Below are 22,637 nucleotides of genomic sequence, written 5' to 3'. Positions count from 1 at the left end.
TGAGTCCCGTGCAATACAGAACTCAGGCCTCGGCTACCCGCTAGAATTTAACCGTCCAACTTCGTGGGGTCAGTTCATCTCCGTGGCTTTTTCGTTCAGCGCCGCTCAGCCGAGCATCTGTTTGACGGCTGCCCGCGCCGCCTGATACTCAGGATGCGCCTGCAACTTGCTCCACCGCAGCGCCTTGCCACGCGGACGCATCTGCCGGATACGCTGCATGGAAGCCTTCGACGGCGTGTAGCGCAACTGCTCGAGCACCTTGCCCGCCTCGTCCGGCTGATTGCAGATCAGCACCATGTCACAACCTGCCTTGAGCGCCGCTGTCGTCGCCTCGGTCAGCGTGCCGCCCGCACGCGCCGCTTCCATCGAGAGATCGTCGCTGAAGATCGCGCCATTGAAGCCGAGCTTGCCGCGCAGGATGTCCTGCAGCCAGATGCGCGAGAAGCCAGCGGGTTTATCGTCGACCTTCGTGTAGATGACGTGCGCCGGAATCACCGACGCCAGCGACATGCCGAGCCAGTCGTACGGACGCACGTCGGCGGCGAGAATTTCGTCGAGCGGACGATCGTCGGTCGGCAGCGCGACGTGCGAATCGGCTTCGGCGAAACCGTGTCCAGGAAAGTGCTTGCCGCAGTTCGCCATGCCGGCGAGCGCGAGGCCGTGATTCAGGCTCTTGGCGAGCATCGTCACGACGCGCGGGTCGCTGTGCAGCGCGCGATCGCCGATCACCTTCGACTGTCCGTAGTTCAGATCGAGCACCGGCGTGAAGCTCATGTCGATGCCGCACGCGCGCAACTCCGCCGCGAGCACGTAGCCGAACGCGGTCGCGGCCTTGGTCGCGGCGAGCACGTCGCGGTCCCACAGTTCGCCCAGCTTGCCCGGCGCGGGCAGCACGGTGAAACCGTCGGTGCGAAAGCGCTGCACGCGCCCGCCCTCGTGATCGACGGCGATCAGGATGTCGTCACGCACCGCGCGGATCGCGTCGGTCAGCGCGACGAGTTGGGCGCGGTCCTCGAAATGCCGCGCGAAGAGAATGATGCCGCCGGTCATCGGATGCACGATGCGCTCGATATCCGCATCGGTCAGCTTCGTGCCGGCGACGTCGAACATGACGGGCCCGGGAGTGCGTTTCATCGGATTCAATTGGCTTTCTTGTGCGTTGATTGATTGAATTCAGGTGCGATCGGGCGTTTCAGCGATCACGAACGACACCGCGTAGTCGCGCTCGTCGCTCACCGTGACCTTCGCCGTGATGCCGCGTTGCGCGAGCCAGTCTGCCAGTTCGCCGGAGGCGGCGATCATCGGCTTGCCGCTCGGCTCGTTGAGGGTTTGCAGCGCGCGCCAGGTCATCGGCCAGCGCATGCCGAGGCCGATCGCCTTCGAGAACGCTTCCTTGGCCGAAAAGCGCGTCGCGAGAAACGCAAGCCCGCGCACTTCCGAGCGCGCGTTGCGCGCGTGATAGATGCGCAATTCGTCGGGTCCGAGCACCTTTTCGGCGAACCGCCCCTTCGTGCGTCTCATCACCGCCGCAACGCGGCTCACCTGCACGACGTCCGTGCCGATTCCGTAGATCGCCATGACGTGCGCTCAGCGTGCGTGGATCGACGCGAGGCGCGACGCGACCATGATCGCCTTCATCTCGCGCACGGCGTTGTCCCAGCCCGCGAAGATCGAATGCGCGACGATCGCGTGCCCGATATTCAGCTCGACGATGCCCGGCAGCGCGGCGATCGCCTGCACGTTCGTGTAGTGCAGGCCGTGGCCGGCGTTGACCTTCAGCCCGAGCGCGTTGCCGAAATCGACGCTCGCCGCGACGCGCTCGAACTCGCGCTGCTGTTCGGCTTGCTCGTGCGCTTCGGCATACCGGCCGGTATGCAGTTCGATGACAGGCGCGCCCGCTTCGTGCGCGGCGCGAATCTGCGTCTCGTCCGGATCGATGAAAAGCGAAACCCGCGCGCCCGCATCGGCGAGTTGCCTGCACGCGGCCTTCACTTCTTCGAACTGGCCCGCGACGTCGAGGCCGCCTTCGGTCGTCACTTCCTGGCGCTTTTCCGGCACGAGGCAGACATCGTGCGGCCTGATCTCGCAGGCGATGTCGAGCATCTCGCGCGTCACCGCGCATTCGAGATTCATGCGCGTCTTGAGGAGCGGCCGCAGCGTGCGCACGTCGGCATCGACGATATGACGGCGATCCTCGCGCAGATGCAGCGTGATGGCGTCGGCGCCCGCATCCTCGGCGGCGAGCGCCGCGCGGATCGGATCGGGATAGGACGTGCCGCGCGCATTGCGCAAGGTGGCGACGTGATCGATGTTCACGCCCAGATCGATCACGCTCGCAGGCGACGAGAGAAAGAAGCTCATAGTTTTTGCAGGTCGATCAGTATCTGACGGGTGGCGAGCGGCGCGCCGCCCAGGTAGTGGTTGAGCAGGAAGCGCATCAGCATCTTGCTCTGCGCGGCCGTCTGCGGGCTGGTGGTGTCGTCGCGTTCCATGTCGATGAGCGTCTGTCCGGAGATCACCGGCCACGGAGCGGGCAAATCGTCGGACGCTTCGCGCACGCCGCGATCGGGATCGAAGACATAGCGGCCTTCGGCCACGACCGGCTGGCGCGTGACGGTGCGCGTGAGGTTCATCGCATAGCCGGTTTCGCGCAGCAGCACGCGTTCGAACGAACGCAGCACGTGCACGGCGGGCTCGTCGTGCGCGAGACGCGAGAGCGTCAGCACGTAGTGATTGAAAAGCGCCGGATGCGCGTCCTCGCGCGCGCAGAACTTCACAAGCAGTTCGTTCACATAGAAGCCGCAGAGCAACGCGTCGCCGGTCAGCGGCAACATGCCGCCAACCCATTCGGCAGTGGTCAGCGTGCGGACTTCGCCCTTGCCGGTCCACGAGAGCCCGAGCGGCTGAAACGTCTGCAACACCCCGCGCAACGCGGAATGCGGACGCTTCGCGCCCTTCGCAACGAGCGCGACACGGCCGAAGTCACGCGAAAACACATCGATGATGAGACTCGTCTCGCGATACGGATAGCTGTGCAGCACGAAGCCCGGCTGCTCGGCGATGCGAAAGTCGGAGCGCGGCGCGGCGCGCGGCCGCTTTTCACCGGCCTCACTGACGGATGTCGATGGCGACGTCCGCCTGCGCTTCGGCACGGCGCGCGCGGACGGACGCTCGTGCGCGTCGAAATCGTCGTCGGGACGATCATCGGCGGGCGGCGGAACCATCCGGGCGTCGTTCGAGCCGTCGTCCATGCATCACTCGTAGCCGTATGCGCGCAGGCCCGCTTCGTTGTCGGCCCAGCCGCTCTTCACCTTGATGAAGGTTTCGAGATACACGGGGCCATCGAAAAGCTTCTCCATGTCGAGCCGCGCCTCGGTGCTGATCTGCTTCAGCTTCGCGCCCTTCTGGCCGATGATCATCGCCTTGTGGGTGTCGCGATCGACGAGAATCGTCGCGAAGACGCGTCGCAGGCGCCCTTCGGTCTCGAACTTGTCGATGAGCACCGTGCTCGTGTACGGCAATTCATCGCCGGTCCAGCGGAACACCTTCTCGCGCAGGATCTCCGCCGCGAGAAAGCGCTCGCTGCGGTCAGTCAGGTCATCCTCGCCGTAGATCGGCTCGCCTTCCGGCAAATAGGGCTTCACGACCGACAGCAGGCGCTTGATGTCTTCGGGATGCTTCGCCGACAGCGGCACGATCTCGCGGAAGTCGCGCAGCGCCGACATCTGCTGCATGAAGGGAAAGAGCGTTTCCTTGTCGCCGACCCGATCGAGCTTGTTGGCGATCAGGAGCGTGGGCGTGCCGGACGGGATCAGGTCGAGCACTTTCTGGTCATCGGGGCCGAAGCGGCCGGCTTCGATCACGAAGAGGATCGCATCGACGGACGTCAGCGTCGAGGTCACCGCGCGGTTCAGCGAGCGGTTGAGCGCGCCGCTGTGGCGCGTCTGGAAACCGGGCGTATCGACGAAGACGTACTGCGCGTCCTCGAAGGTGTTGATGCCGGTGATGCGGTGGCGCGTCGTCTGCGCCTTGCGCGACGTGATGCTCACCTTCTGGCCGACGAGCGCGTTCATCAGCGTCGACTTGCCGACGTTCGGCCTGCCGACGATCGCGACCATGCCGCAGCGGAAACCGGGAGAAACAGGAGCGTTCATCATAAATGTATGCGGCAGGAGGTCGTTGGGGGCGCGATATGCGCGGCACGGATCGATGGCCGGCGTCAGTGGCCGGCGTCGGCGGCGCGCACGACGCGGCCCGCGGGTGCGTCGGCGGTTGCGCTGTTGCGCGTGTCGGTATCGGCTGCGGGCGAGTCGTCGTGATGATCGGGATCGGCGGGCGCGGGCTTGTCCTGTGTCGCTTCGCTCTTCACCGCTTTCTCCGGCTTGTGGATCACGGCGCGTTCCGATTTGTCGGCGGCGGCGTAGGCGCTCGCGGACGGCTCGACATGCGTCGCGCGAATCACGGCGAGCGGCGCAGCGGACGCCGGGCGTTCGTGCGCCCCGGACTGTGCGCCATGCGATGCCGGATGGCGCTCGCGCCGGTCCGGCGAACGCAGATCCAGCGCCGTCTGAATGCCCGTCACGCCGGGCACCACTTCGAGTTCCGCCTGCTTGGCGGCGCGCGCGCCCTTGCGCTTGGGCTTCACGCCGAGCGACGGCACGGCGGCGACCACCTCGTCGAGCGCCTTCTTCGCGGCGGCCTGCTCGGCCGCGCGGCGGCTCGCGCCCGATCCCGACACCTTCACGTCGAGCTTCGGCACCGTGCACTCGACCTCGAACTGCTGGTTGTGCGCGGCGCCGTGCGTGGCGACGACCGTGTAGGTGGGCAGCGCGATCTTGTGTCCCTGGAGATACTCTTGCAGCAGCGTCTTCGCGTCCTTGCCGATGGTGCGCGGATCGATATGATCCAGCACCGGCGTGTAGAGCCGCTTGATGACGACCGACGCGGCGTCGAAACCGCCGTCGAGGAAGATCGCGCCGAAGATGGCTTCGAGCGTGTCGGCGAGAATCGACGGACGGCGAAAACCGCCGCTGCGCAATTCGCCTTCGCCGAGGCGCAGTCCTTCGGACACGTTGAGAGCCTGCGCGATTTCATAAAGCGACTGCTGTTTGACCAGATTCGCCCGGACACGTGACAGGTCGCCTTCATCGAGTTTGCCGAATCGTTGGAACAAAAGCGCAGCCACCACGCAATTTAGAACGGAATCGCCGAGAAATTCGAGCCGTTCATTGTGCGTAGCGCTGTGACTGCGGTGGGTCATCGCCTGGCGCAGTAATTCCGCATTGCGAAATTCATACCGCAGCCGGCTTTCCAACGGAGAAGATGGCATGGAGAGAGTATAACGCGGGCGCGCGGACGGGCGATTGCGCCGTCCGACGCCGGAAAACGCGTGGCGAGACGGTGTTAGCCGCGCTTCTTCACGCCGTTTCGAAGCTTGTTTTAGTGATCAGAAACGCCGGCGGTCGTCGAGCGACACGCCGGCGTGTCGGCGCGTCACTGGAACGAGCCGATGCGCTTCAGATTGCTGAAGTTCATCCAGATGAAGAACGCGCGGCCCACGATGTTCTTGTCCGGCACGAAGCCCCAGTAGCGGCTGTCCGCGCTGTTGTCGCGGTTGTCGCCCATCATGAAGTAGTTGCCCGGCGGCACCTTGCACGTGACGCCTTGCGCGTTGTAGTTGCAGTTGTCGCGGAACGGGAAGTCGTCCGCGCCGACGACGAACGGCGGCACCTGCGGATTGTTCAGGATCGCGTTCTTGCGGCCGTCGAGATCTTCCTCGAACTGCTTGGCGTAACCGATGCGCTCGTCGTCGAAATAGTCCGGCAGCGGCGTCTCGGGCACGGGCTTGCCGTTGATCGTGAGCTTCTTGTCTTCGTACGCGACGGTGTCGCCCGGCAGGCCGATCACGCGCTTGATGTAGTCGACCGATTCGTCCTTCGGATAGCGGAACACCACGACGTCGCCGCGCTTGAGCGGGCTGCCGTTCGTCAGCTTGGTGTTGGCGATCGGCAGGCGCAGACCGTACTCGTACTTGTTCACGAGGATGAAGTCGCCGACGAGCAGCGTCGGGACCATCGAGCCAGACGGAATCTTGAACGGCTCGATGATGAACGAGCGCACGACGAACACCGCGAGGATCACCGGAAAGAAGCTCGCCGTGTATTCGAGCCACCACGGCTGGCGCAGCTTCTCGTCGCGCAGCCGGGCGCGCGTCTGCGCGGCGTTTTCATCGGCGAAACGCTCGCCCACGCGTTCCTGCTGGCGGTCGAAATCGGCCACCGCGGCCTCGGCGGCGCGGCGCCGTTGAGGTTGAAACACCAGCTTGTCGAGCACCCAGGCAATACCCGTCAAGACGACGAGAATCAAAAGAATCAGTGCGAAATTCATCAATCGCTTCCGGTTGTTATCGTTGTTTGCTTCGCGGCGCCGAGCGTCATTCGTCGACGCGCAGGATCGCCAGGAAAGCCTCTTGCGGGATTTCGACCGTACCGACCTGCTTCATGCGCTTCTTGCCGGCCTTCTGCTTTTCGAGCAGCTTCTTCTTGCGCGAGATGTCGCCGCCGTAGCACTTGGCCAGCACGTTCTTGCGCAGCGCCTTGATGTTCTCGCGCGCGATGATGTTCGAACCGATGGTCGCCTGAATCGCCACGTCGTACATCTGACGCGGAATCAGCTCGCGCATCTTCGCCGCCACTTCGCGGCCGCGATGCTGGCTCTGCGAACGGTGCACGATGACCGACAGCGCGTCGACCTTGTCGCCGTTGATGAGCATGTCCACCTTGACCACGTCGGCCGCGCGATATTCCTTGAACTCGTAGTCCATCGACGCGTAGCCGCGCGACGTCGACTTCAGGCGGTCGAAGAAGTCGAGCACGATTTCCGCCATCGGGATTTCGTACGTCAACTGGACCTGACGGCCGTGATACTGCATGTTGATCTGCGAGCCGCGCTTGGCCGTGCACAACGTGATGACCGAGCCGACATACTCCTGCGGCATGTACAGGTTCACGGTGACGATCGGCTCGCGCACTTCCTCGATCTTCGGCGGCTCCGGCATCTTCGCCGGATTCTCGACGGAGATGGTCGTGCCGTCGCGTTGCACGACTTCGTAGATCACCGTCGGCGCGGTGGTGATGAGGTCCATGTCGAACTCGCGCTCGAGCCGCTCCTGCACGATTTCCATGTGCAAGAGGCCGAGGAAGCCGCAGCGGAAACCGAAGCCGAGCGCTTGCGACACTTCCGGCTCGTATTGCAGCGAGGCGTCGTTGAGCTTGAGTTTTTCGAGCGATTCGCGCAGCGCGTCGTACTGGTTCGCTTCGACCGGATAGAGGCCCGCGAACACCTGTGGCTTCACTTCCTTGAAGCCCGGCAGCGGCGCTTCGGCAGGACGGGTCGCGAGCGTGACGGTATCGCCTACTTTGGCGGCCGTCAGTTCCTTGATGCCCGCGATCACGAAGCCCACCTGCCCCGCCGACAGTTGCGCGAGGTTCGTCGACTTCGGCGCGAACACGCCGACGTGCTCGACCGGATATTGCGCGCCGGTCGCCATCATCTTGATCTTGTCTTTTGGTTTGACGGTGCCGTTGACGATACGCACCAGCATCACGACGCCGACGTAGTTGTCGAACCATGAATCGATGATGAGCGCCTGCAGCGGCGCATCCGTATTGCCCTTCGGCGGCGGCACTTTCGTGATCAGCGATTCGAGCACGTCCTCGACGCCCAGACCGGTCTTCGCGCTGCAATGCACGGCGTCGGTCGCATCGATGCCGATGACATCCTCGATCTCGGAGATCGCGTTCTCGGGGTTCGCCGCGGGCAGGTCGATCTTGTTGAGCACCGGCACGACCTCGACGCCGAGTTCGATCGCCGTGTAGCAGTTCGCGACCGTCTGCGCCTCGACGCCTTGCGATGCGTCGACGACGAGCAGCGCGCCCTCGCACGCGGACAGCGAACGGCTGACTTCGTAGGAGAAGTCGACGTGCCCCGGGGTATCGATCAGATTGAGGTTGTAGACCTGGCCGTCGCGCGCCTTGTAGGTCAGCGCCGCGGTCTGCGCCTTGATCGTGATGCCGCGCTCGCGCTCTAGGTCCATCGAATCGAGCACCTGAGCTTCCATCTCGCGGTCGGACAGGCCGCCGCACAACTGGATGATGCGGTCGGCGAGCGTCGACTTGCCGTGGTCGATGTGCGCGATGATCGAGAAGTTACGAATATGATCCATTCAGTGCCGATCAAGCCAAAAAAAGCGAAAAAGGCGCGCCCTCACCAACGCGGGAGCACGCCTTGAAAATTTTGGGAAAACTTCAGCATTTTAGCCGAAAACGGGGGTGGCCCGTCGGATTTCGCCTTTATCGGCCTTACGGCGCGCGCGCGCCGAGCGCAGCGTCCACGGCGCTCACGTCGAGCCGGTACTGGCACAACTCGACGCCATCGAGCGTGAGCACCGGCACGCGCTCGTTGTAACGCGCCTCCAGCGACGGATCTTCGTCGATGTCGATCCACTCGATCGCCACACCGTGTCGCGCCGCGATCGGCTCCAGCTCGGCCCGCATGTCCTCGCACAGATGACACCAGGCGCGCCCGTACAGGACGAAAGGCGCGCCGGAAACCCGCGTCATGCGCTTACTTCTGCGCCGGCACGCGCGGGCGCAGCGGCACGAACTGCGTGTTGTCGCCGCGACGCACGAGCACCGCGACCATCTTGCTGGCATCGAGATTCTGCGCGACGGCCTCGAACTGCTTCGCGCTCGTGATATCCGTATCGCCGATGCGCAGGATGATGTCGCCCTTCTGGAAGCCCGCGCGCGCGGCCGGCCCTTCGACCGCGTCGACCTGCACGCCGCTGTTCAGCTTCAGCGCCTTTCTCTGATCCGCGGGAATGTCGCTCACCGCGAGCCCGAGCGAATTGCTCGCGCGCTCCTTCGGCTGCGGCGACTTCTTCTGCTCGGTCTTCGCGACCTTGTCCGGCTGCATCTCGGCGACGGTGACAGGCAGATCGCGCGTCTGGCCCTTGCGCCAGATCGTGAGCGTGGTCTTCGTGCCCGGCTTCGTCTCGCCGACCATGCGCGGCAGATCGGTCGCGGTCTCGACGTTCTGGCCGTTGAACTTGAGGATGATGTCGCCCGGCTGCACGCCCGCCTTGTCCGCCGGACCGCCCGATTCGACGCTCGAGACGAGCGCGCCCTGCGACTTCGGCAGCCCGAGCGAATCAGCGACGTCCTTCGTCACTTCGCCGATCGCCACCGCGATGCGGCCGCGCACGACCTTGCCCGAGGTCTTCAGCTGATCGGCCACGCGCATCGCTTCATCGATTGGAATCGCGAACGAAATGCCCATGAAGCCGCCCGTGCGGCTGTAGATCTGCGAGTTGATGCCGATGACTTCGCCCGCCATGTTGATGAGCGGACCGCCCGAGTTGCCCGGATTCACGGCGACATCGGTCTGGATGAACGGCAGGTAATCGCCGGTGTCGCGCCCCTTCGCGCTGACGATGCCCGCGGTCACGGTGTTGTCGAGGCCGAACGGCGAGCCGATCGCGAGCACCCATTCGCCGACGCGCACCTTGTTCGAATCGCCGATGGTGATGGCGGGCAGGTTCGTCGCGCTGATCTTCACGACGGCCACGTCCGTGCGCTCGTCGACACCGACGAGACGCGCCTTGAATTCGCGCTTGTCCGTGAGCGTGACGTAGATGGTGTCCGCGTCGTCCACGACGTGCGCGTTGGTCATCACGTAGCCGTCCGTCGAGAGGATGAAGCCCGAGCCGACGCCGCTGCTTTGTTCCGAGTTGTCCTGGTTGTCGTCGGGCGCGCTCCGGCTGCCGCCCTTGCCCTGATCGCCGCCGCTGCCGCCGCCGTTATTGCCGCCACCACCGCCTCCGCCGCCGCCGCGCGGGGGTTGGCCGGGCATCGGAATGCCGAAGAAGCGGCGGAAGAATTCGGACATGTCGCCGTCGTCGAGACCGGGCGGCAGGCCGCGCAGATCGCTGCTGGTACCGACGCGCGAAGTCGTGCGAATGTTCACGACCGAAGGCCCGACCCTGTCGACGAGCGTCGTGAAGTCTGGCAGGTTCACCGTGGGCGCCGCCGCCGACGCAGATTGCGATACGAACGGCAGGCACACGGCGAGCGCCGCGGCCGCGATGAACTTGCGCAGCGAGAAGTTGCTCATAGGTTGGAGGCCGGGATCTGGATTACTTGGAAGGCTTGTATTCTATGGTAGAAGCAAATTGCTGCAACGTGGCTTGCGGCACTTCCCCCAGCAAGGTGATCCAGAAATCCCCGCGGCGCTTCACCAGTACGTGCGTGGCGCCGCTGTTGCCCGCGCCTTCCTTGCGCGTGCTTTTCTCCACCGGCTCGACGAAAACCGAGATCGTGGCGAGGCCATCGGAGAACACGGCCTGGTCGACCGGAATCGGCGGCTGGCCCTGCTGGCTCGACGCCATCGGACGGCGCAATTCGCGAATCTTGCGAAAGCCCGCGATATTCGGCGCGAGTTGCCAGCCCTGCGCTTCCATGTCGACCGGCTGCACCGGCGGCCGCACGATGGTCCAGCCCGACGTGCTGCGAATGCCGTTCGCGATCGGCGCCTTGTCGATCGGCCCGCCGATGCGCACTTGCGAGAACGAAAGCTGTTCGAGCACCTGGCCGTCCGGATCGAGCGTCTGCGCGCGCAGCAGCAAGCCGGTTTTGGTGTCGGCCCACAACTTGTAAGCGAAACGGTAGGAATCTTTCGGATCGAGTTCCAGCACCTGGCTGTCCACGCCCGCGACGCGGTCGTTGCCGAGCAGCTTCGGCTCGTAGACGGACAGCACCTGATCGCCGCTGGTTGCCAGCAGCGCGGGGAACGAATCCCGGTTCTGCCGATGTTCGACCACGAGCAAATGCCGCTCGGGCACGAACGTGAACATGTCGTCGTCGTGACGCAGCATCTTGCGCGGCGCGCCGTCGAGACTTTCGAGCGATTCGTATTCGCCGTCGCCGCGCGTGGCGACATGCGTGATGCGCGACGATTGAACCGTCGCGCCACGCTGATAGACGAACGTGCCTTCGTAATTCTGCTGTTGCGCCGCTTCGTGAATGCGGTTGAGCAGCGTGGCGGCCGATTTGCGGGTCGCTGCGGGATCGTCTCCCTGCGCAAAACTGGCCGATGCCGCTGTCAACAACGCGGCTGCGCAGAGCATCAACGCCGGCAGCCGTCCCCAATAGTTCGTTTTAGTCAACCGCACACTCGGCATCAAATTATTGACTCTGCGATGTAGCCGCCGCGCGAATCAAGGGCATGGAACCTGGCATCACAGGCTGTTGAGAGAACTGCTGATGCGCTTCGAGATACTGGTCGAGACTGGCGTCGCGGATGATGTTCGCTTCCACGATCGGCGTGCGCGTGGTCGCCGCCGGCACCGACGCGAGCGCCACGCGCTGCATCGAATCCGCCGGTGCGACGCTCGCCACCTGCGCGCCGGAGTGGCTGTCCACGCCTTGCAGCTGCGGCACCACGATCCACGTCAGCGTGGCGGCGGCCGCGGCCACCGCGAAAGCCGGCATCACGCGACGGCGCAGCATGCCGCCACGCGCTTTCGCCGCTGCGGCTGGCAGCGCCGCCGGCGCCAGCACGTGCGCTTCCGCCTCGAAACGTTCGGAGAATGCGGCCATGAACACGCTGCTGCGCGCCGGGCTGACCGCGAGATCGTCGGAGCGCAGCGCGTCGCCGATCAGGTGATAGGCCGACCATGCCGCGCGATCGTCGTTTTTCAGTTCCGCGAGAAACTGGCTGACACTGCCAATCTCGTCGAGCGATTCACCGTCGACGAACGCCGACATGCGCTCGCCGCGCGGACCTGCCTGTGTTTGATTCTGCATCGAGACCGACCCCATGATGCTCCCCATCTTTGACCACACCCCGTTGTGACACCACCAACCCAGATATCGCGCCCTTGCCCCGAGGATTTGCGCCGCTTACCAGCGCTTGCCTTCGGGAGTGTCCAACAACGGACGCAATTTTGCCGCAATGGCTTCGCGAGCACGAAAAATTCTCGATCTGACGGTGCCGATCGGGCAATCCATCATTTCGGCGATTTCCTCGTAACTCAGTCCTTCAATCTCCCGGAGCGTGATGGCGGTGCGCAGTTCCTCCGGCAGCAACGCCATCGCGGCGTTGACCGTCTGAGCGATCTGCTTGCTCATCAACATCGACTCGGGCGTGTTGATATCCCTTAGTTGGTCCGCGTCGGAGAAAGTTTCCGCTTCTTCAGCATCGGCTTCGGTAGATGTGGGAGCACGGCGGCCCTGCGTCGCAAGATAGTTCTTTGCGGTGTTGACCGCAATCCGGTAGAGCCATGTATAGAAGGCCGATTCGCCCCGAAACTGCGGCAGCGCGCGGTAGGCCTTGATGAAGGCGTCCTGGGCGACGTCCTCGACCTCGGCGGGGTCGCGCACGAGGCGCGAGATCAGCCGAATGATCTTGCGGTGGTATTTGGCGACCAGCAGTTCGAACGCAGCCTTGTCGCCCTTCTGGACACGCTCGACCAGCAATTGGTCGATTTCTTTTTCGCTCACCTGGGAAATCCGTTTAACTTGGGGTGTTGCGCGGAGGGCTATTGTAGCGTTACCGCCTGTAAGGCAACCGGAACGCTCATGGGCCGTTACAGTCGTTACAGGTGAGACGCGGCGGCGCGGCGCGCCTGGACGGAAAGCTGGCGAAAGGTGTCGGCATCGACGGAATCGGCCGCGACGACAAGCGTTTCGCGCCGCCCGCGCGCATCGACCAGCGTCAGCGCGAGGAGCCGCCCGGCCCACTGAGCGCATCCCGTGATACGCGTGTGCCGCGTTTCGCCGCTTCGGCTCACGATCGTGAGACCGTCCGAGCGCAGGCTGATCGCCCTTGGCTGAGCGCGCGTCCATCGATATGACGCGAGGCCGAGCGCCGCCACCGTTGCCGCACAAGCCACAGCAGCATGCCCGACGTGTTCGGCGTGCGCGAAAACGCACTGGAAAACCGCTGCGCCCGCGACCGCCATGAATGCAATCGACGCCACCCGCAGAAAACGCGACGGCCGCATCGCGACGCCCGGCGTCGAGCCGGTGTCACGATGCGGCCGTTCCACGCACGCGCCCGTCATAGGGATCCCCGTGATGACGAGCGCGCCGTGCTCAGTGGCGCTTGAAGACGAGCGAGCCGTTCGTTCCGCCGAAGCCGAACGAGTTCTTCACCGCCACGTCGATCTTCATTTCCCGCGCGGTGTTCGCGCAGTAGTCCAGGTCGCATTTCGGATCCTGGTTGAAGATGTTGATGGTCGGCGGCGACACCTGATTGTGAATCGCCAGCACGGTGAAGACCGACTCCAGGCCGCCCGCGCCGCCCAGCAGGTGGCCGGTCATCGACTTGGTGGAGTTCACCACGGCCTTCTTCGCTTGATCGCCGAGCGCGCGCGTGATGCCGATGGTCTCAGCGATATCGCCGAGCGGCGTCGACGTGCCGTGCGCGTTGACGTAGTTCACTTCATCGGCGTTCACACGCGCGTTCTTCATCGCATTGACCATCGCGCGGCGGCCGCCGTCGCCGTCTTCCGGCGGCGCGGTCATGTGATACGCGTCGCCGCTCATGCCGTAGCCGAGCACTTCGGCGTAGATCTTCGCGCCGCGCTTCTTCGCATGCTCGTACTCTTCGAGCACCATCACGCCCGCGCCTTCGCCGAGCACGAAGCCGTCGCGGTCGGTGTCCCACGGACGGCTGGCCGTCGCGGGATCGTCGTTGCGCTGCGACAGCGCGCGCGCCGCCGCGAAACCGCCGATGCCGAGCGGCGACACCGTGGCTTCCGCGCCGCCGGCGATCATGACATCCGCGTCGCCGTATTCGATCAGGCGCGATGCCTCGCCGATGCAATGCAGACCGGTGGTGCAGGCCGTGACCATCGACAGGTTCGGGCCCTTCAGGCCGAAACGGATCGACAGATGGCCGGAGATCATGTTGATGATCGACGCCGGCACGAAGAACGGCGAAATGCGGCGCGGGCCGCGGTTGAGCAGTTCGGTCTGCGTGACTTCGATCATCGGCAGACCGCCGATGCCCGAGCCGACCACGACGCCCACGCGCTCGGCGTTTTCATCGGTGATTTCGAGGCCGCTGTCCTGCATGGCCTGAACGCCCGCCGCAAAGCCAAAATGGATGAAGGTATCCATATGGCGCGCTTCCTTGGCGGGCATGTAGTCTTCGATGTTGAAGCCCTTCACCTCGCCGGCGAAACGCGTGGAGAAGTTCGTTGCGTCGAACTTCGTGATATTGGCGATGCCCGACTTGCCCGCGACCAGATTGGCCCAGCCGTCGGCAACAGTATTGCCGACAGGCGACACGAGCCCCAGGCCTGTAACAACAACTCGACGACGGCTCACGGTAACCCCTTATCCATAGAATGACGAAAAACAAAAGCCACAGCGGCCACAGGAAACCGCCCTGTGTGCCCTGTGGCTGTCAAATCGGTTTGCAGCGACGATGCATCGGCTGGTCGAGCGATGAGTCGCTGGCGCGTCCGGCCTCAGGCCTTGACGTTCGCGCGAGCGTAATCGATCGCCTGCTGAACCGTGGTGATCTTTTCGGCCTCTTCATCGGGAATTTCCATGCCGAATTCGTCTTCCAGCGCCATCACGAGTTCGACCGTATCGAGCGAGTCAGCGCCCAGATCGTTCACGAACGACGCTTCGTTCTTGATTTCGGCTTCCGCCACGCCCAGTTGTTCGGCGACGATCTTCTTCACGCGCTGTTCGATGTTGTCCATGCAGCCCTCCGAGGGGAAAAAAGTTCAAAAATACGAGTGCGCGCATTTTATCAGGTTTGGACCCGCAAAATACGGCGCGTCAGTTGCCATGCTCCGCCGTCCGCCGCCCTGCATCAAGAGGGCTGTGGCTGGCTTCGCATCGATTCTTCACTGCCGCGCTGGAACGGTGCACAGATGCTCCTCAGAGCATTTCACGCGCCCGTCCCGGCGCGGATATTAAGCGAATTTCAGCGAAATGCCTATTAAGGCCTTACATGTACATGCCGCCGTTCACGTGCAGCGTCGTGCCGGTGATATAGCCGGCAAACGGTGATGCAAGAAACGCCACGGCATGCGCGATATCTTCTGGCGCGCCCAGCCGGCCGAGCGGAATCTGCGCGGTGAGCGCGGTGCGCTGCTCTTCCGGCAGAACCTTGGTCATATCGGTGTCGATGAAGCCCGGCGCGATGCAGTTCACGGTGATGCCGCGGCTGCCGATTTCCCGCGCGAGCGCGCGCGTCATGCCCGCGACGCCGGCCTTCGCGGCGGCATAGTTGGCCTGACCTGGATTGCCCGACGAACCGACCACCGACGTGATGTTGATGATACGGCCGCCGCGCGCCTTCATCATCGGGCGCAGCACGGCGCGCGACAGGCGGAAGACCGCGCGCAAATTCGTATCGATGACGGCGTCGAACTCGTCGTCCTTCATGCGCATCGCGAGTTGATCTTTGGTGATGCCCGCGTTGTTGACGAGCACATTCAGCGCGCCGAATTCCTTCACGATGCCGTCGATGAAGGCATCCGCCGCGGCCGCGTCGTTCACGTTCAGCACCGCGCCGCGGCCTTTGCCGCCTGCCTGCTGCAACGCTTCACTGATGCCGGCCGCGCCGCTTTCGCTCGTCGCCGTGCCGATGACCGTCGCGCCCTGCTTCGCGAGTTCGAGCGCGATCGCGCGTCCGATGCCGCGCGATGCGCCCGTGACGATTGCTACTTGATTCTGGAGACTCATGACGTTGTTCCTCAGCCGGCGATCAGTTTGCGCGTTTCCTCGAGCGAGGCCGGATCGAAGATAGAGCCGCCGACGAGATTGCCGTCGATGCGCTTCGTCAGACCCGCGAGTACCTTGCCCGGTCCGCATTCGATGACGTGCGTGACGCCTTCCTTCGCGAGCGCCTGCACGCATTCGACCCAGCGCACCGGACCGGCCGCCTGACGCACGAGCGCGTCCTTGATCGCGGCGTGATCCGAAACGATGGCGACATCGATGTTATTGATCAGCGGAATCTGCGGCGCCTTGATCTCGACGTTCGCGAGATAGTCGCGCAACTGATCCGATGCGGGCTTCAGCAGCGACGAATGGAACGGCGCGGACACCGGCAGCGGCAGCGCACGCTTCGCGCCCTTCGCCTTGGCGACTTCGCACGCCTTTTCGACGGCCGCCTTCGAACCCGCGATCACCACTTGCGCGGGCGCGTTGAAGTTCACCGCCTCGACGACGCCCGCCGACGAAGCCTCCGCGCACACGGCGCGCACGGTGTCGTCATCGAGTCCGAGAATCGCGGCCATGCCGCCCTCGCCTACCGGCACGGCGCTTTGCATCGCCTGCGCGCGAAAGCGCACGAGCGGCACAGCGTCCGCGAAGGCGAGCGCGCCGGCCGCGACGAGCGCGGTGTATTCGCCGAGGCTGTGGCCCGCGACGAGCGCCGGCTTCAGGCCCGTTTCCTTTTCCCACACGCGGTAGATCGCGTACGCGGCCGTCAGCATGACGGGCTGCGTGTTCGTCGTCAGGTTCAACTCTTCTGCCGGACCTTCGGCGATCAGCTTGCCGAGATCCTGGCCGAGCGCGTCGGATGCCTGCTGCACGGTTTCGCGCACGATGGCGTGATCGGCGAATGCATTGAGCATGCCGATCGACTGCGAGCCCTGTCCGGGGAAAACGAACGCAAATTTCATATCGTCCTCGTTGATTGGAATGATCCGCGATGTCGTCGGTGCCTGCGCGCAAACCGCGCGCTCATGCGGCGCGCGGCGGCTGTCGTGACGAAGGGATCAGTTGCGAATGAATAGAGGGAAATCGATAAACGATCAGTAGCGGATGACCGACGCACCCCACGTGAAGCCACCGCCCACGCCTTCGATCAGCACGTTGTCGCCGCGCTTGACGCGGCCGTCGCGCACCGCGACGTCGAGCGCGAGCGGAATCGACGCCGCCGACGTGTTGCCGTGCTCGCCGACCGTCACGACCATGCGCTCCGGCGGCAGATGCAGCTTGCGCGCCGTGCTTTGCATGATGCGGATATTGGCCTGATGCGGAATCAGCCAGTCGATGTCGTCCGGCGTGAGCTTCGCCTTGTCGAGCGCTTCGAGCGCGACCTTTTCGAGCACGTTGACCGCGAGCTTGAACACGGCCTGACCATCCATGTGCAGGAACGCGCTGCCCTCGACGACGCCGCCGTTCACGTTGCCCGGCGTGCAGAGAATGTCGGAATAGCTGCCGTCCGCGTGCAGCGCGCTCGACAGCACGCCTGGCTCTTCGGACGCCTGCAGCACGATCGCGCCCGCGCCATCGCCGAACAGCACGCAAGTGGTGCGGTCGTTGAAATCGAGAATGCGCGAGAACGTCTCCGCGCCGATGACCAGCGCCGTGCGATTCAGGCCGCTGCGAATGAAACTATCTGCCGTCGCGACGCCGTACGCGAAACCGGAGCAGACCGCCTGCACATCGAAGGCGGCGCCGTTGTTCTTGATGCCGAGCTTGTTCTGCAGCAGGCACGCGGTGCTCGGAAACACGAAGTCCGGCGTCGAGGTTGCGACGATGATCAGGTCGATCGACTGAGGATCGATGCCTGCCGCTTCGATCGCTCGCTGCGATGCGATGAGCGCGAGGTCGCTGGTGGTTTGATTCGGAGCCGCAAAGTGGCGCGCGTGAATGCCGGTGCGCGCGACGATCCATTCGTCACTCGTCTCGACGCCCTGCTTCGCGAGACGGTCCGCCAAGTCCTGATTCGTGACGCGCTCGGACGGCAGGTAGCTGCCGGTGCCCAGCACGCGAGAGTAAAGATTGGATTGAGCCATTATGCCTTCGAATGTAGCGCAGTACCGGACGCGTCCGGCGGGTTCGGCTGCGAGTTGGGCTGTGAATCGGCCTGTGATGCGGGCGGCTGGATCGATTGATCCGCCGCAGCCGACGCAGAAGCGTTCGTGTCGGCCTCGCGCGCCGCGGGTGCGTTCTCTTCCATCGCGCGCACCAGGCGTTCGAGCACGCCATTTTTGACGGCATCATACCCGCGTTTGATGGCCCACTCAAACCCGAAGGCCTCGGCCGAACCGTGACTCTTGATGACCAGCCCGCGCAGGCCGAGCAACGCCGCGCCGTTATATTGCGCGGGATCGACACGCTTTTTGAAACGCTTGAGCACGGGCAGCGCGACGAGCGCCATCAGCTTGGAGCTGAACGAGCGGCTGAACTCTTCCTTGATCATGTCGGCGAGCATTTTCGCGAGACCTTCGGAGGTCTTCAGCGCGACATTGCCGACGAAACCGTCGCACACGACGACATCCGTGGTGCCTTTATAGATGTCGTTGCCTTCCACGTTGCCGTAGAAGTTGAGCGTGCTCGCGCGCAGGAGCTCGCCCGCGCGCTTGATCGTTTCGTTGCCCTTGATGACTTCTTCGCCGATGTTGAGCAGGCCGATGGTGGGCCGCTCGCGCCCTTCGATCGCCGAGACGAGCGCGTGGCCCATTTCGGCGAATTGAAGCAGGTGCTCCGGCTCGCAGTCGACGTTGGCGCCGAGGTCGAGCACGGTGGTGTAGCCCTTCTGGCTCGGCATCGCGAATGCGATGGCGGGGCGCTCGATACCGGCGAGCGTCTTCAGCACATAGCGGGAAACCGCCATGAGCGCGCCGGTATTGCCGGCGGAAATGCAGGTCTGCGCCTCGCCTTCCTTCACCAGGTTGAGCGCGACGCGCATCGACGAGTCTTTCTTCTTGCGCAGCGCGACTTCGACGGGGTCGTCCATCGCGACGACTTCGCTCGCGGGAACGACGGTCAGGCGCGGCTCGTCGAGAGCCTTCGACTTCTTCAGCTGGGCGCGGATGGGCTGCTCGAGACCGACGAGCATCAGATGCGCGTCGGGATGCGAGCGCACGAAACTGACGGCAGCGGGAACGGTCACGGCCGGACCGTGGTCGCCTCCCATGCAGTCGATGGTTATCTTTACAGTCATGGAACGCGACGAATTTCGGGCACAAAAAAGCGGCAGTGAAATGCCGCCTTCTCGTCGTACCGGGAAAGTGTCAAGAGCGAGTTGCGCCCGCGTGCCCGCAAAGCGGTTTCGACAGGCGCATCAAGCGTCGATGAACGCTTAGTCGTTCTTCGTCTTGATGACTTTCTTGCCACGGTAGTAGCCGTTCGGGCTCACGTGGTGGCGCAGATGCACTTCACCCGTGCTCGGCTCGACAGCCAGCGGAGCCGTCGTGAGGAAGTCGTGGGAACGGTGCATGCCGCGCTTCGACGGCGACTTCTTGTTTTGCTGAACTGCCATGATTACTCCAGAAAAATTTTGCGAATTCTAACACAGCCCGATCCGCCGACAGCCCTCGGCCGTTCGGCCAGCGGGTGCGCACATCGCGCTACCAAATGTTGCGTGCTACAAAATCAATCAGTGCTTCTCGCCGTCGGGACCGCCCTGCTTGAGCTTCCCCAGTACGGCGAAAGGATTCGGCTTGTCGTCCGCTTCCTGCGCACCGCTTTCGTCCGGTTCGCCGCCCGCATCGCCCGGGAGCAGACTTTCATGCACCTCGGGACACGCGTTGTGCTTGGGCACGAGCGGCAAGGACAACAACAGCTCCTCTTCGATCAAGTCGACGAGATCGAACTGGCGCGAGCCCACGATCACTTCGACTTCATCGTCGTCGAGCGGAAATTCGTCCGCTTCTTCCTCCGTCGCCACGATCCGATACGTCGCATCGACGTCGAGATGCTGCGAATACGGCTGAAGGCAGCGCTGACACATGAGCCACAGCGAGCCGTGCACCGCGAGACGCAGATACGGCTGCGGCGCGTCGGTGCCGTCGTTCTGCAGTTCCGGCTGGGTCGAGCCCTCGCCCTGCCAGGTGAACACGGTGTCGCGATCTGGCGCATCCGCCGCCACTTCGGCTAACATGCGCGGCATCTGCGATACACGCAGGGCGCCGGCTGCTTGTCTGCCACTCTTGGCGAAGTCGTAAATGTCGAGCGCGCGCAGATCGGCGGGGCTCACAGGTTTGCCAGGATTCTGAGTCATGTGCGCTCCTGCTTGGGCCTTGCTGGGTTAGTGCTTCGGTGAGCGTTCAGTATGCACCGCGATGCCGCATCGAGGCAGGCGTGGCTTGCCCGAATTTGCATTCGGTCATCATTCGTGCTTCGTTACGCGCTTTGACCCTTCGGCTCCACCGGATTCATCGGCGTCGGGCGCACGGAGTTGCTGACGCACGTACCGATGAAAAGCCCAAAATCATATCGGCTTTGTTCTTTCGAGTCAAATACTTAAGAACGGAGCCGAAGCCTGTCGTTTTCACCCCTATTTTTGCCGAACCCGCTTTATGCCCGATGCTTCAAACACGCCGCCCCGCCTGATCCTGGCGTCCAGTTCACCTTACCGGCGCGAGCTGCTCGGCCGGCTGCGCGTTCCGTTCGACGTCATCGTGCCCGATATCGATGAAACGCCGCTCGCCGGCGAAACGCCCGAGGCGACCGCCGTGCGGCTCTCGATCGCCAAGGCGCGCGCCGCGTCCGAACGCAGCGACGATGCGAGCGCGCTCGTGATCGGCTCCGATCAGGTCGCGACCTTCGACGGAAAGCAGATCGGCAAGCCTGGCACGCACGACAAAGCCGTCGCGCAACTTCAGGCGATGCGCGGCCGCAACGTCGAATTCCACAGCGCGCTGTGTCTTTTCGACCGCCGCACGGGCGGCGTGCAATCCGCCGATATCGTCACGCGGGTGCGCTTTCGCCGCGTTTCGGACGCGCAGATCGAGTCCTATCTGCGCGCCGAGACGCCGTACGACTGCGCTGGCAGCGCGAAGGCGGAGGGCCTCGGCATTGCGCTGCTCGAAGCCATCGAATCCGACGATCCCACTGCGCTGATCGGTCTGCCGCTCATCGCATTGACCGGCATGCTCGAAAATGCCGGCTATCCGGTTCTGGGGGCGGCATGAGCGGCATTCTCTATCTGATCCCGAATACCCTCGGCGAAGGCGACGCCGCCGCCCTCGCGCACGTCCTGCCCGAACCGGTGCGCGCGCAGGCGGCTGCGCTCGCATATTACATTGGCGAAAACGCGAAGACGACGCGCGCGTTTCTGAAGAAAGTCGGCACAGAGCGGCCGATTCAGGAAATCGAGGTGCGCGAACTGAACGTCAACACGCCGCCCGCCGATATCGACAGGCTGCTCGCGCCGATCCTCGCCGGCACCGACGCGGGGCTCGTGTCCGAAGCCGGCTGCCCCGCCGTGGCCGACCCCGGCGCGCTGCTCGTGCGGCGCGCGCATCAGCGCGGCGTGAAGGTCGTGCCGTTCGTCGGACCGAGTTCGATCCTGCTCGCGCTGATGGCCTCGGGCATGAACGGCCAGAGTTTCGCGTTCAATGGCTATCTGCCGGTCGACGCCGGCGAGCGCGGCAAGCGCCTGCGCGAGCTGGAGCAACTGTCGCGCAAGGCCAATCAGACGCAGATTTTCATCGAGACGCCGTATCGCAACCGCGCGATGCTCGACACGCTCGTCGCCACCTGCGCGCCGTCGACGCTCATCTGCGTCGCCGTCGATCTGACGTTGCCGGGCGAAACCATCGTCACGCGCACGGCGGCCGACTGGAAGAAGCAGACCGCGCCGGACCTCCATAAGCGTCCGGCGATTTTCCTGCTGCTGGCGTCCTAGATCAGCGCAACTGGGGCTTGCCGCCGAGCGTCAGCGCGCGCATGGCGGCATCTCCGACCGATGCGCCGAAACGCCGCACCACGCGCTCGCTGATGCTTTCCTTCTGCGTGTAATCGACGATATCCGGCTGCTTGATGATCTCGCGCGCCACGTAGCTGGCGTCGCCGAAACCATCGGCGAGACCGAGTTCGACGCTTTTCTCGCCCGTCCAGAACATGCCGGAGAACATTTCTGGATCATCCTTCAGACGTTTGCCGCGCCCGAGTTTGACCGCGTCGATGAACTGCGCGTGAATCTGGTCGAGCATCTGCTGCGCGTGGGCGTTCATCGCGGGTGTTTCGGGCGAAAACGGGTCGAACGCGCCCTTGTTCTCGCCCGACGTGTGCATGCGGCGCTGGATGCCGAGCTTATCCATCAGCCCGGTGAAGCCGAAGCCGTCCATCAGCACGCCGATCGAGCCGACGATGCTCGCGCGATCCACGTAAATCTTGTCCGCCGCCGCCGCGACGTAGTAACCGCCGGACGCGCACATATCGTCGACGACCACGTAGAGCGGCGTCTTCGGATATTTCGCGCGCAGCCGCCGGATCTCGCCGTTGATGATGCCCGCCTGCACCGGACTCCCGCCCGGGCTGTTGATGCGCAGGATCACGCCCGCCGTGTTCTCGTCCTCGAATGCGCTCTGCAGCGCTCCGTCGATGTTGTCAGCGCTCGCGTCGCCGTTCGCCGAGATTTCGCCTTGCAGGTCGATCAGCGCCGTGTGCTTGCCGGCCTTCGCGACGCGGTCGCCGGTGAAATCGAACACGCCCCACGCGATCAGCGCGATCACGGCGAGAAACACGAAGCGGAAGAAGATGCGCCAGCGCCGCGCGGCGCGCTGCTCGCGGATGGCGGCGAGCGCGATGCGTTCGAGCGCCTCGCGCTCCCAGTTGTCGTTGCCGCGCGGCGGAAAGTTGTCGGACATG

General features: G+C 64.2%; 25 protein-coding genes. 2 read left to right on the top strand and 23 right to left on the bottom strand.

From position 1 onward, the window contains the following. Window positions 1-105: 105 nt before the first annotated feature. From nagZ to AWB80_RS32580, 22 genes are all read right to left on the bottom strand, one after another. Window positions 106-1,134: a beta-N-acetylhexosaminidase gene (nagZ, locus tag AWB80_RS32685; protein ID WP_061178804.1), complete on the bottom strand. Its 1,029-nt coding sequence runs from the start codon at window positions 1,132-1,134 to the stop codon at window positions 106-108. Between the two features lie 39 nt (window positions 1,135-1,173). Beyond that, window positions 1,174-1,578: a holo-ACP synthase gene (gene acpS, locus AWB80_RS32680; protein ID WP_061178803.1), complete on the bottom strand. Its 405-nt coding sequence runs from the start codon at window positions 1,576-1,578 to the stop codon at window positions 1,174-1,176. A 9-nt stretch (window positions 1,579-1,587) separates the two neighbouring features. Then, window positions 1,588-2,361, bottom strand: a complete 774-nt coding sequence (gene pdxJ / locus AWB80_RS32675; RefSeq protein WP_061178802.1) for a pyridoxine 5'-phosphate synthase — start codon at window positions 2,359-2,361, stop codon at window positions 1,588-1,590. Next, window positions 2,358-3,251 carry a DNA repair protein RecO gene (gene recO / locus AWB80_RS32670; protein ID WP_061178801.1) on the bottom strand — a complete coding sequence of 298 codons (894 nt, stop codon included), beginning with the start codon at window positions 3,249-3,251 and terminating at the stop codon, window positions 2,358-2,360. Before recO ends, pdxJ begins: the two co-directional genes overlap by 4 nt. 3 nt (window positions 3,252-3,254) lie before the next feature. Continuing rightward, entirely contained in the window at window positions 3,255-4,154 is a 900-nt protein-coding gene (era, locus tag AWB80_RS32665; protein WP_061178816.1) for a GTPase Era, read from the bottom strand. 65 nt (window positions 4,155-4,219) lie between these two features. Continuing rightward, entirely contained in the window at window positions 4,220-5,329 is a 1,110-nt protein-coding gene (rnc, locus tag AWB80_RS32660) for a ribonuclease III (protein ID WP_087131770.1), read from the bottom strand. 164 nt (window positions 5,330-5,493) lie between these two features. After that, window positions 5,494-6,387, bottom strand: a complete 894-nt coding sequence (gene lepB, locus AWB80_RS32655; protein ID WP_061178800.1) for a signal peptidase I — start codon at window positions 6,385-6,387, stop codon at window positions 5,494-5,496. A gap of 46 nt (window positions 6,388-6,433) precedes the next feature. Then, window positions 6,434-8,224 carry a translation elongation factor 4 gene (lepA, locus tag AWB80_RS32650; protein ID WP_061178799.1) on the bottom strand — a complete coding sequence of 597 codons (1,791 nt, stop codon included), beginning with the start codon at window positions 8,222-8,224 and terminating at the stop codon, window positions 6,434-6,436. Between the two features lie 136 nt (window positions 8,225-8,360). Then, on the bottom strand, window positions 8,361-8,621 hold the full coding sequence (locus tag AWB80_RS32645; protein WP_061178798.1) for a glutaredoxin family protein: 261 nt from the start codon (window positions 8,619-8,621) through the stop codon (window positions 8,361-8,363). 4 nt (window positions 8,622-8,625) lie between these two features. Beyond that, window positions 8,626-10,173 (bottom strand): DegQ family serine endoprotease, encoded by a 1,548-nt coding sequence (locus AWB80_RS32640; RefSeq protein ID WP_061178797.1) that lies wholly within the window; start codon window positions 10,171-10,173, stop codon window positions 8,626-8,628. A gap of 22 nt (window positions 10,174-10,195) precedes the next feature. Continuing rightward, window positions 10,196-11,239, bottom strand: a complete 1,044-nt coding sequence (locus AWB80_RS32635) for a MucB/RseB C-terminal domain-containing protein (RefSeq protein WP_061178815.1) — start codon at window positions 11,237-11,239, stop codon at window positions 10,196-10,198. A gap of 4 nt (window positions 11,240-11,243) precedes the next feature. Continuing rightward, window positions 11,244-11,879 (bottom strand): sigma-E factor negative regulatory protein, encoded by a 636-nt coding sequence (locus AWB80_RS32630; protein WP_061178814.1) that lies wholly within the window; start codon window positions 11,877-11,879, stop codon window positions 11,244-11,246. Window positions 11,880-11,960: 81 nt separating this feature from the next. Continuing rightward, complete coding sequence (gene rpoE, locus AWB80_RS32625; protein ID WP_008342103.1) at window positions 11,961-12,560, bottom strand: RNA polymerase sigma factor RpoE; 600 nt, start codon at window positions 12,558-12,560, stop codon at window positions 11,961-11,963. A gap of 95 nt (window positions 12,561-12,655) precedes the next feature. Continuing rightward, window positions 12,656-13,123, bottom strand: a complete 468-nt coding sequence (locus tag AWB80_RS32620; RefSeq protein WP_061178796.1) for a protein YgfX — start codon at window positions 13,121-13,123, stop codon at window positions 12,656-12,658. Window positions 13,124-13,154: 31 nt separating this feature from the next. Beyond that, window positions 13,155-14,393 carry a beta-ketoacyl-ACP synthase II gene (gene fabF, locus AWB80_RS32615; protein WP_061178795.1) on the bottom strand — a complete coding sequence of 413 codons (1,239 nt, stop codon included), beginning with the start codon at window positions 14,391-14,393 and terminating at the stop codon, window positions 13,155-13,157. A gap of 143 nt (window positions 14,394-14,536) precedes the next feature. Beyond that, window positions 14,537-14,776: an acyl carrier protein gene (acpP, locus tag AWB80_RS32610; protein WP_004197638.1), complete on the bottom strand. Its 240-nt coding sequence runs from the start codon at window positions 14,774-14,776 to the stop codon at window positions 14,537-14,539. Window positions 14,777-15,026: 250 nt separating this feature from the next. After that, entirely contained in the window at window positions 15,027-15,767 is a 741-nt protein-coding gene (gene fabG / locus AWB80_RS32605) for a 3-oxoacyl-ACP reductase FabG (RefSeq protein ID WP_061120540.1), read from the bottom strand. Window positions 15,768-15,778: 11 nt separating this feature from the next. Continuing rightward, window positions 15,779-16,711, bottom strand: a complete 933-nt coding sequence (gene fabD / locus AWB80_RS32600) for an ACP S-malonyltransferase (protein ID WP_061178794.1) — start codon at window positions 16,709-16,711, stop codon at window positions 15,779-15,781. 132 nt (window positions 16,712-16,843) lie between these two features. Next, a complete protein-coding gene (locus AWB80_RS32595) occupies window positions 16,844-17,833 on the bottom strand; it encodes a beta-ketoacyl-ACP synthase III (RefSeq protein WP_061178793.1) in 990 nt (329 codons plus the stop codon). Further along, on the bottom strand, window positions 17,833-18,984 hold the full coding sequence (gene plsX, locus AWB80_RS32590; protein WP_061178792.1) for a phosphate acyltransferase PlsX: 1,152 nt from the start codon (window positions 18,982-18,984) through the stop codon (window positions 17,833-17,835). Before plsX ends, AWB80_RS32595 begins: the two co-directional genes overlap by 1 nt. Before the next feature lie 138 nt (window positions 18,985-19,122). Next, window positions 19,123-19,302: a 50S ribosomal protein L32 gene (gene rpmF, locus AWB80_RS32585; protein WP_035501683.1), complete on the bottom strand. Its 180-nt coding sequence runs from the start codon at window positions 19,300-19,302 to the stop codon at window positions 19,123-19,125. 117 nt (window positions 19,303-19,419) lie between these two features. Next, on the bottom strand, window positions 19,420-20,043 hold the full coding sequence (locus tag AWB80_RS32580; RefSeq protein ID WP_061178791.1) for a DUF177 domain-containing protein: 624 nt from the start codon (window positions 20,041-20,043) through the stop codon (window positions 19,420-19,422). Between the two features lie 298 nt (window positions 20,044-20,341). On the opposite strand from AWB80_RS32580, the gene AWB80_RS32575 reads away from it, so the two are divergent. Together AWB80_RS32575 and AWB80_RS32570 are read left to right on the top strand one after the other, a co-directional pair. After that, the gene (locus AWB80_RS32575; protein ID WP_061178790.1) at window positions 20,342-20,956 is read left to right on the top strand and encodes a Maf-like protein; all 615 of its coding nucleotides are present in this window, start codon (window positions 20,342-20,344) and stop codon (window positions 20,954-20,956) included. Continuing rightward, window positions 20,953-21,672, top strand: a complete 720-nt coding sequence (locus AWB80_RS32570) for an SAM-dependent methyltransferase (protein WP_061178789.1) — start codon at window positions 20,953-20,955, stop codon at window positions 21,670-21,672. The genes AWB80_RS32575 and AWB80_RS32570 overlap by 4 nt, the downstream gene beginning before the upstream one ends. A gap of 1 nt (window position 21,673) precedes the next feature. Here AWB80_RS32570 and AWB80_RS32565 read toward each other — a convergent pair whose 3' ends face one another. Continuing rightward, window positions 21,674-22,636 carry a S49 family peptidase gene (locus tag AWB80_RS32565; protein ID WP_061178788.1) on the bottom strand — a complete coding sequence of 321 codons (963 nt, stop codon included), beginning with the start codon at window positions 22,634-22,636 and terminating at the stop codon, window positions 21,674-21,676. Window position 22,637 lies beyond the last annotated feature (1 nt).

The organism is Caballeronia pedi (assembly GCF_001544915.2).
Lineage (GTDB): Bacteria > Pseudomonadota > Gammaproteobacteria > Burkholderiales > Burkholderiaceae > Caballeronia > Caballeronia pedi.
The sequence above is the reverse complement of the archived record's forward strand: the minus strand, read 5'-3'. Positions and strand labels throughout refer to the sequence as shown.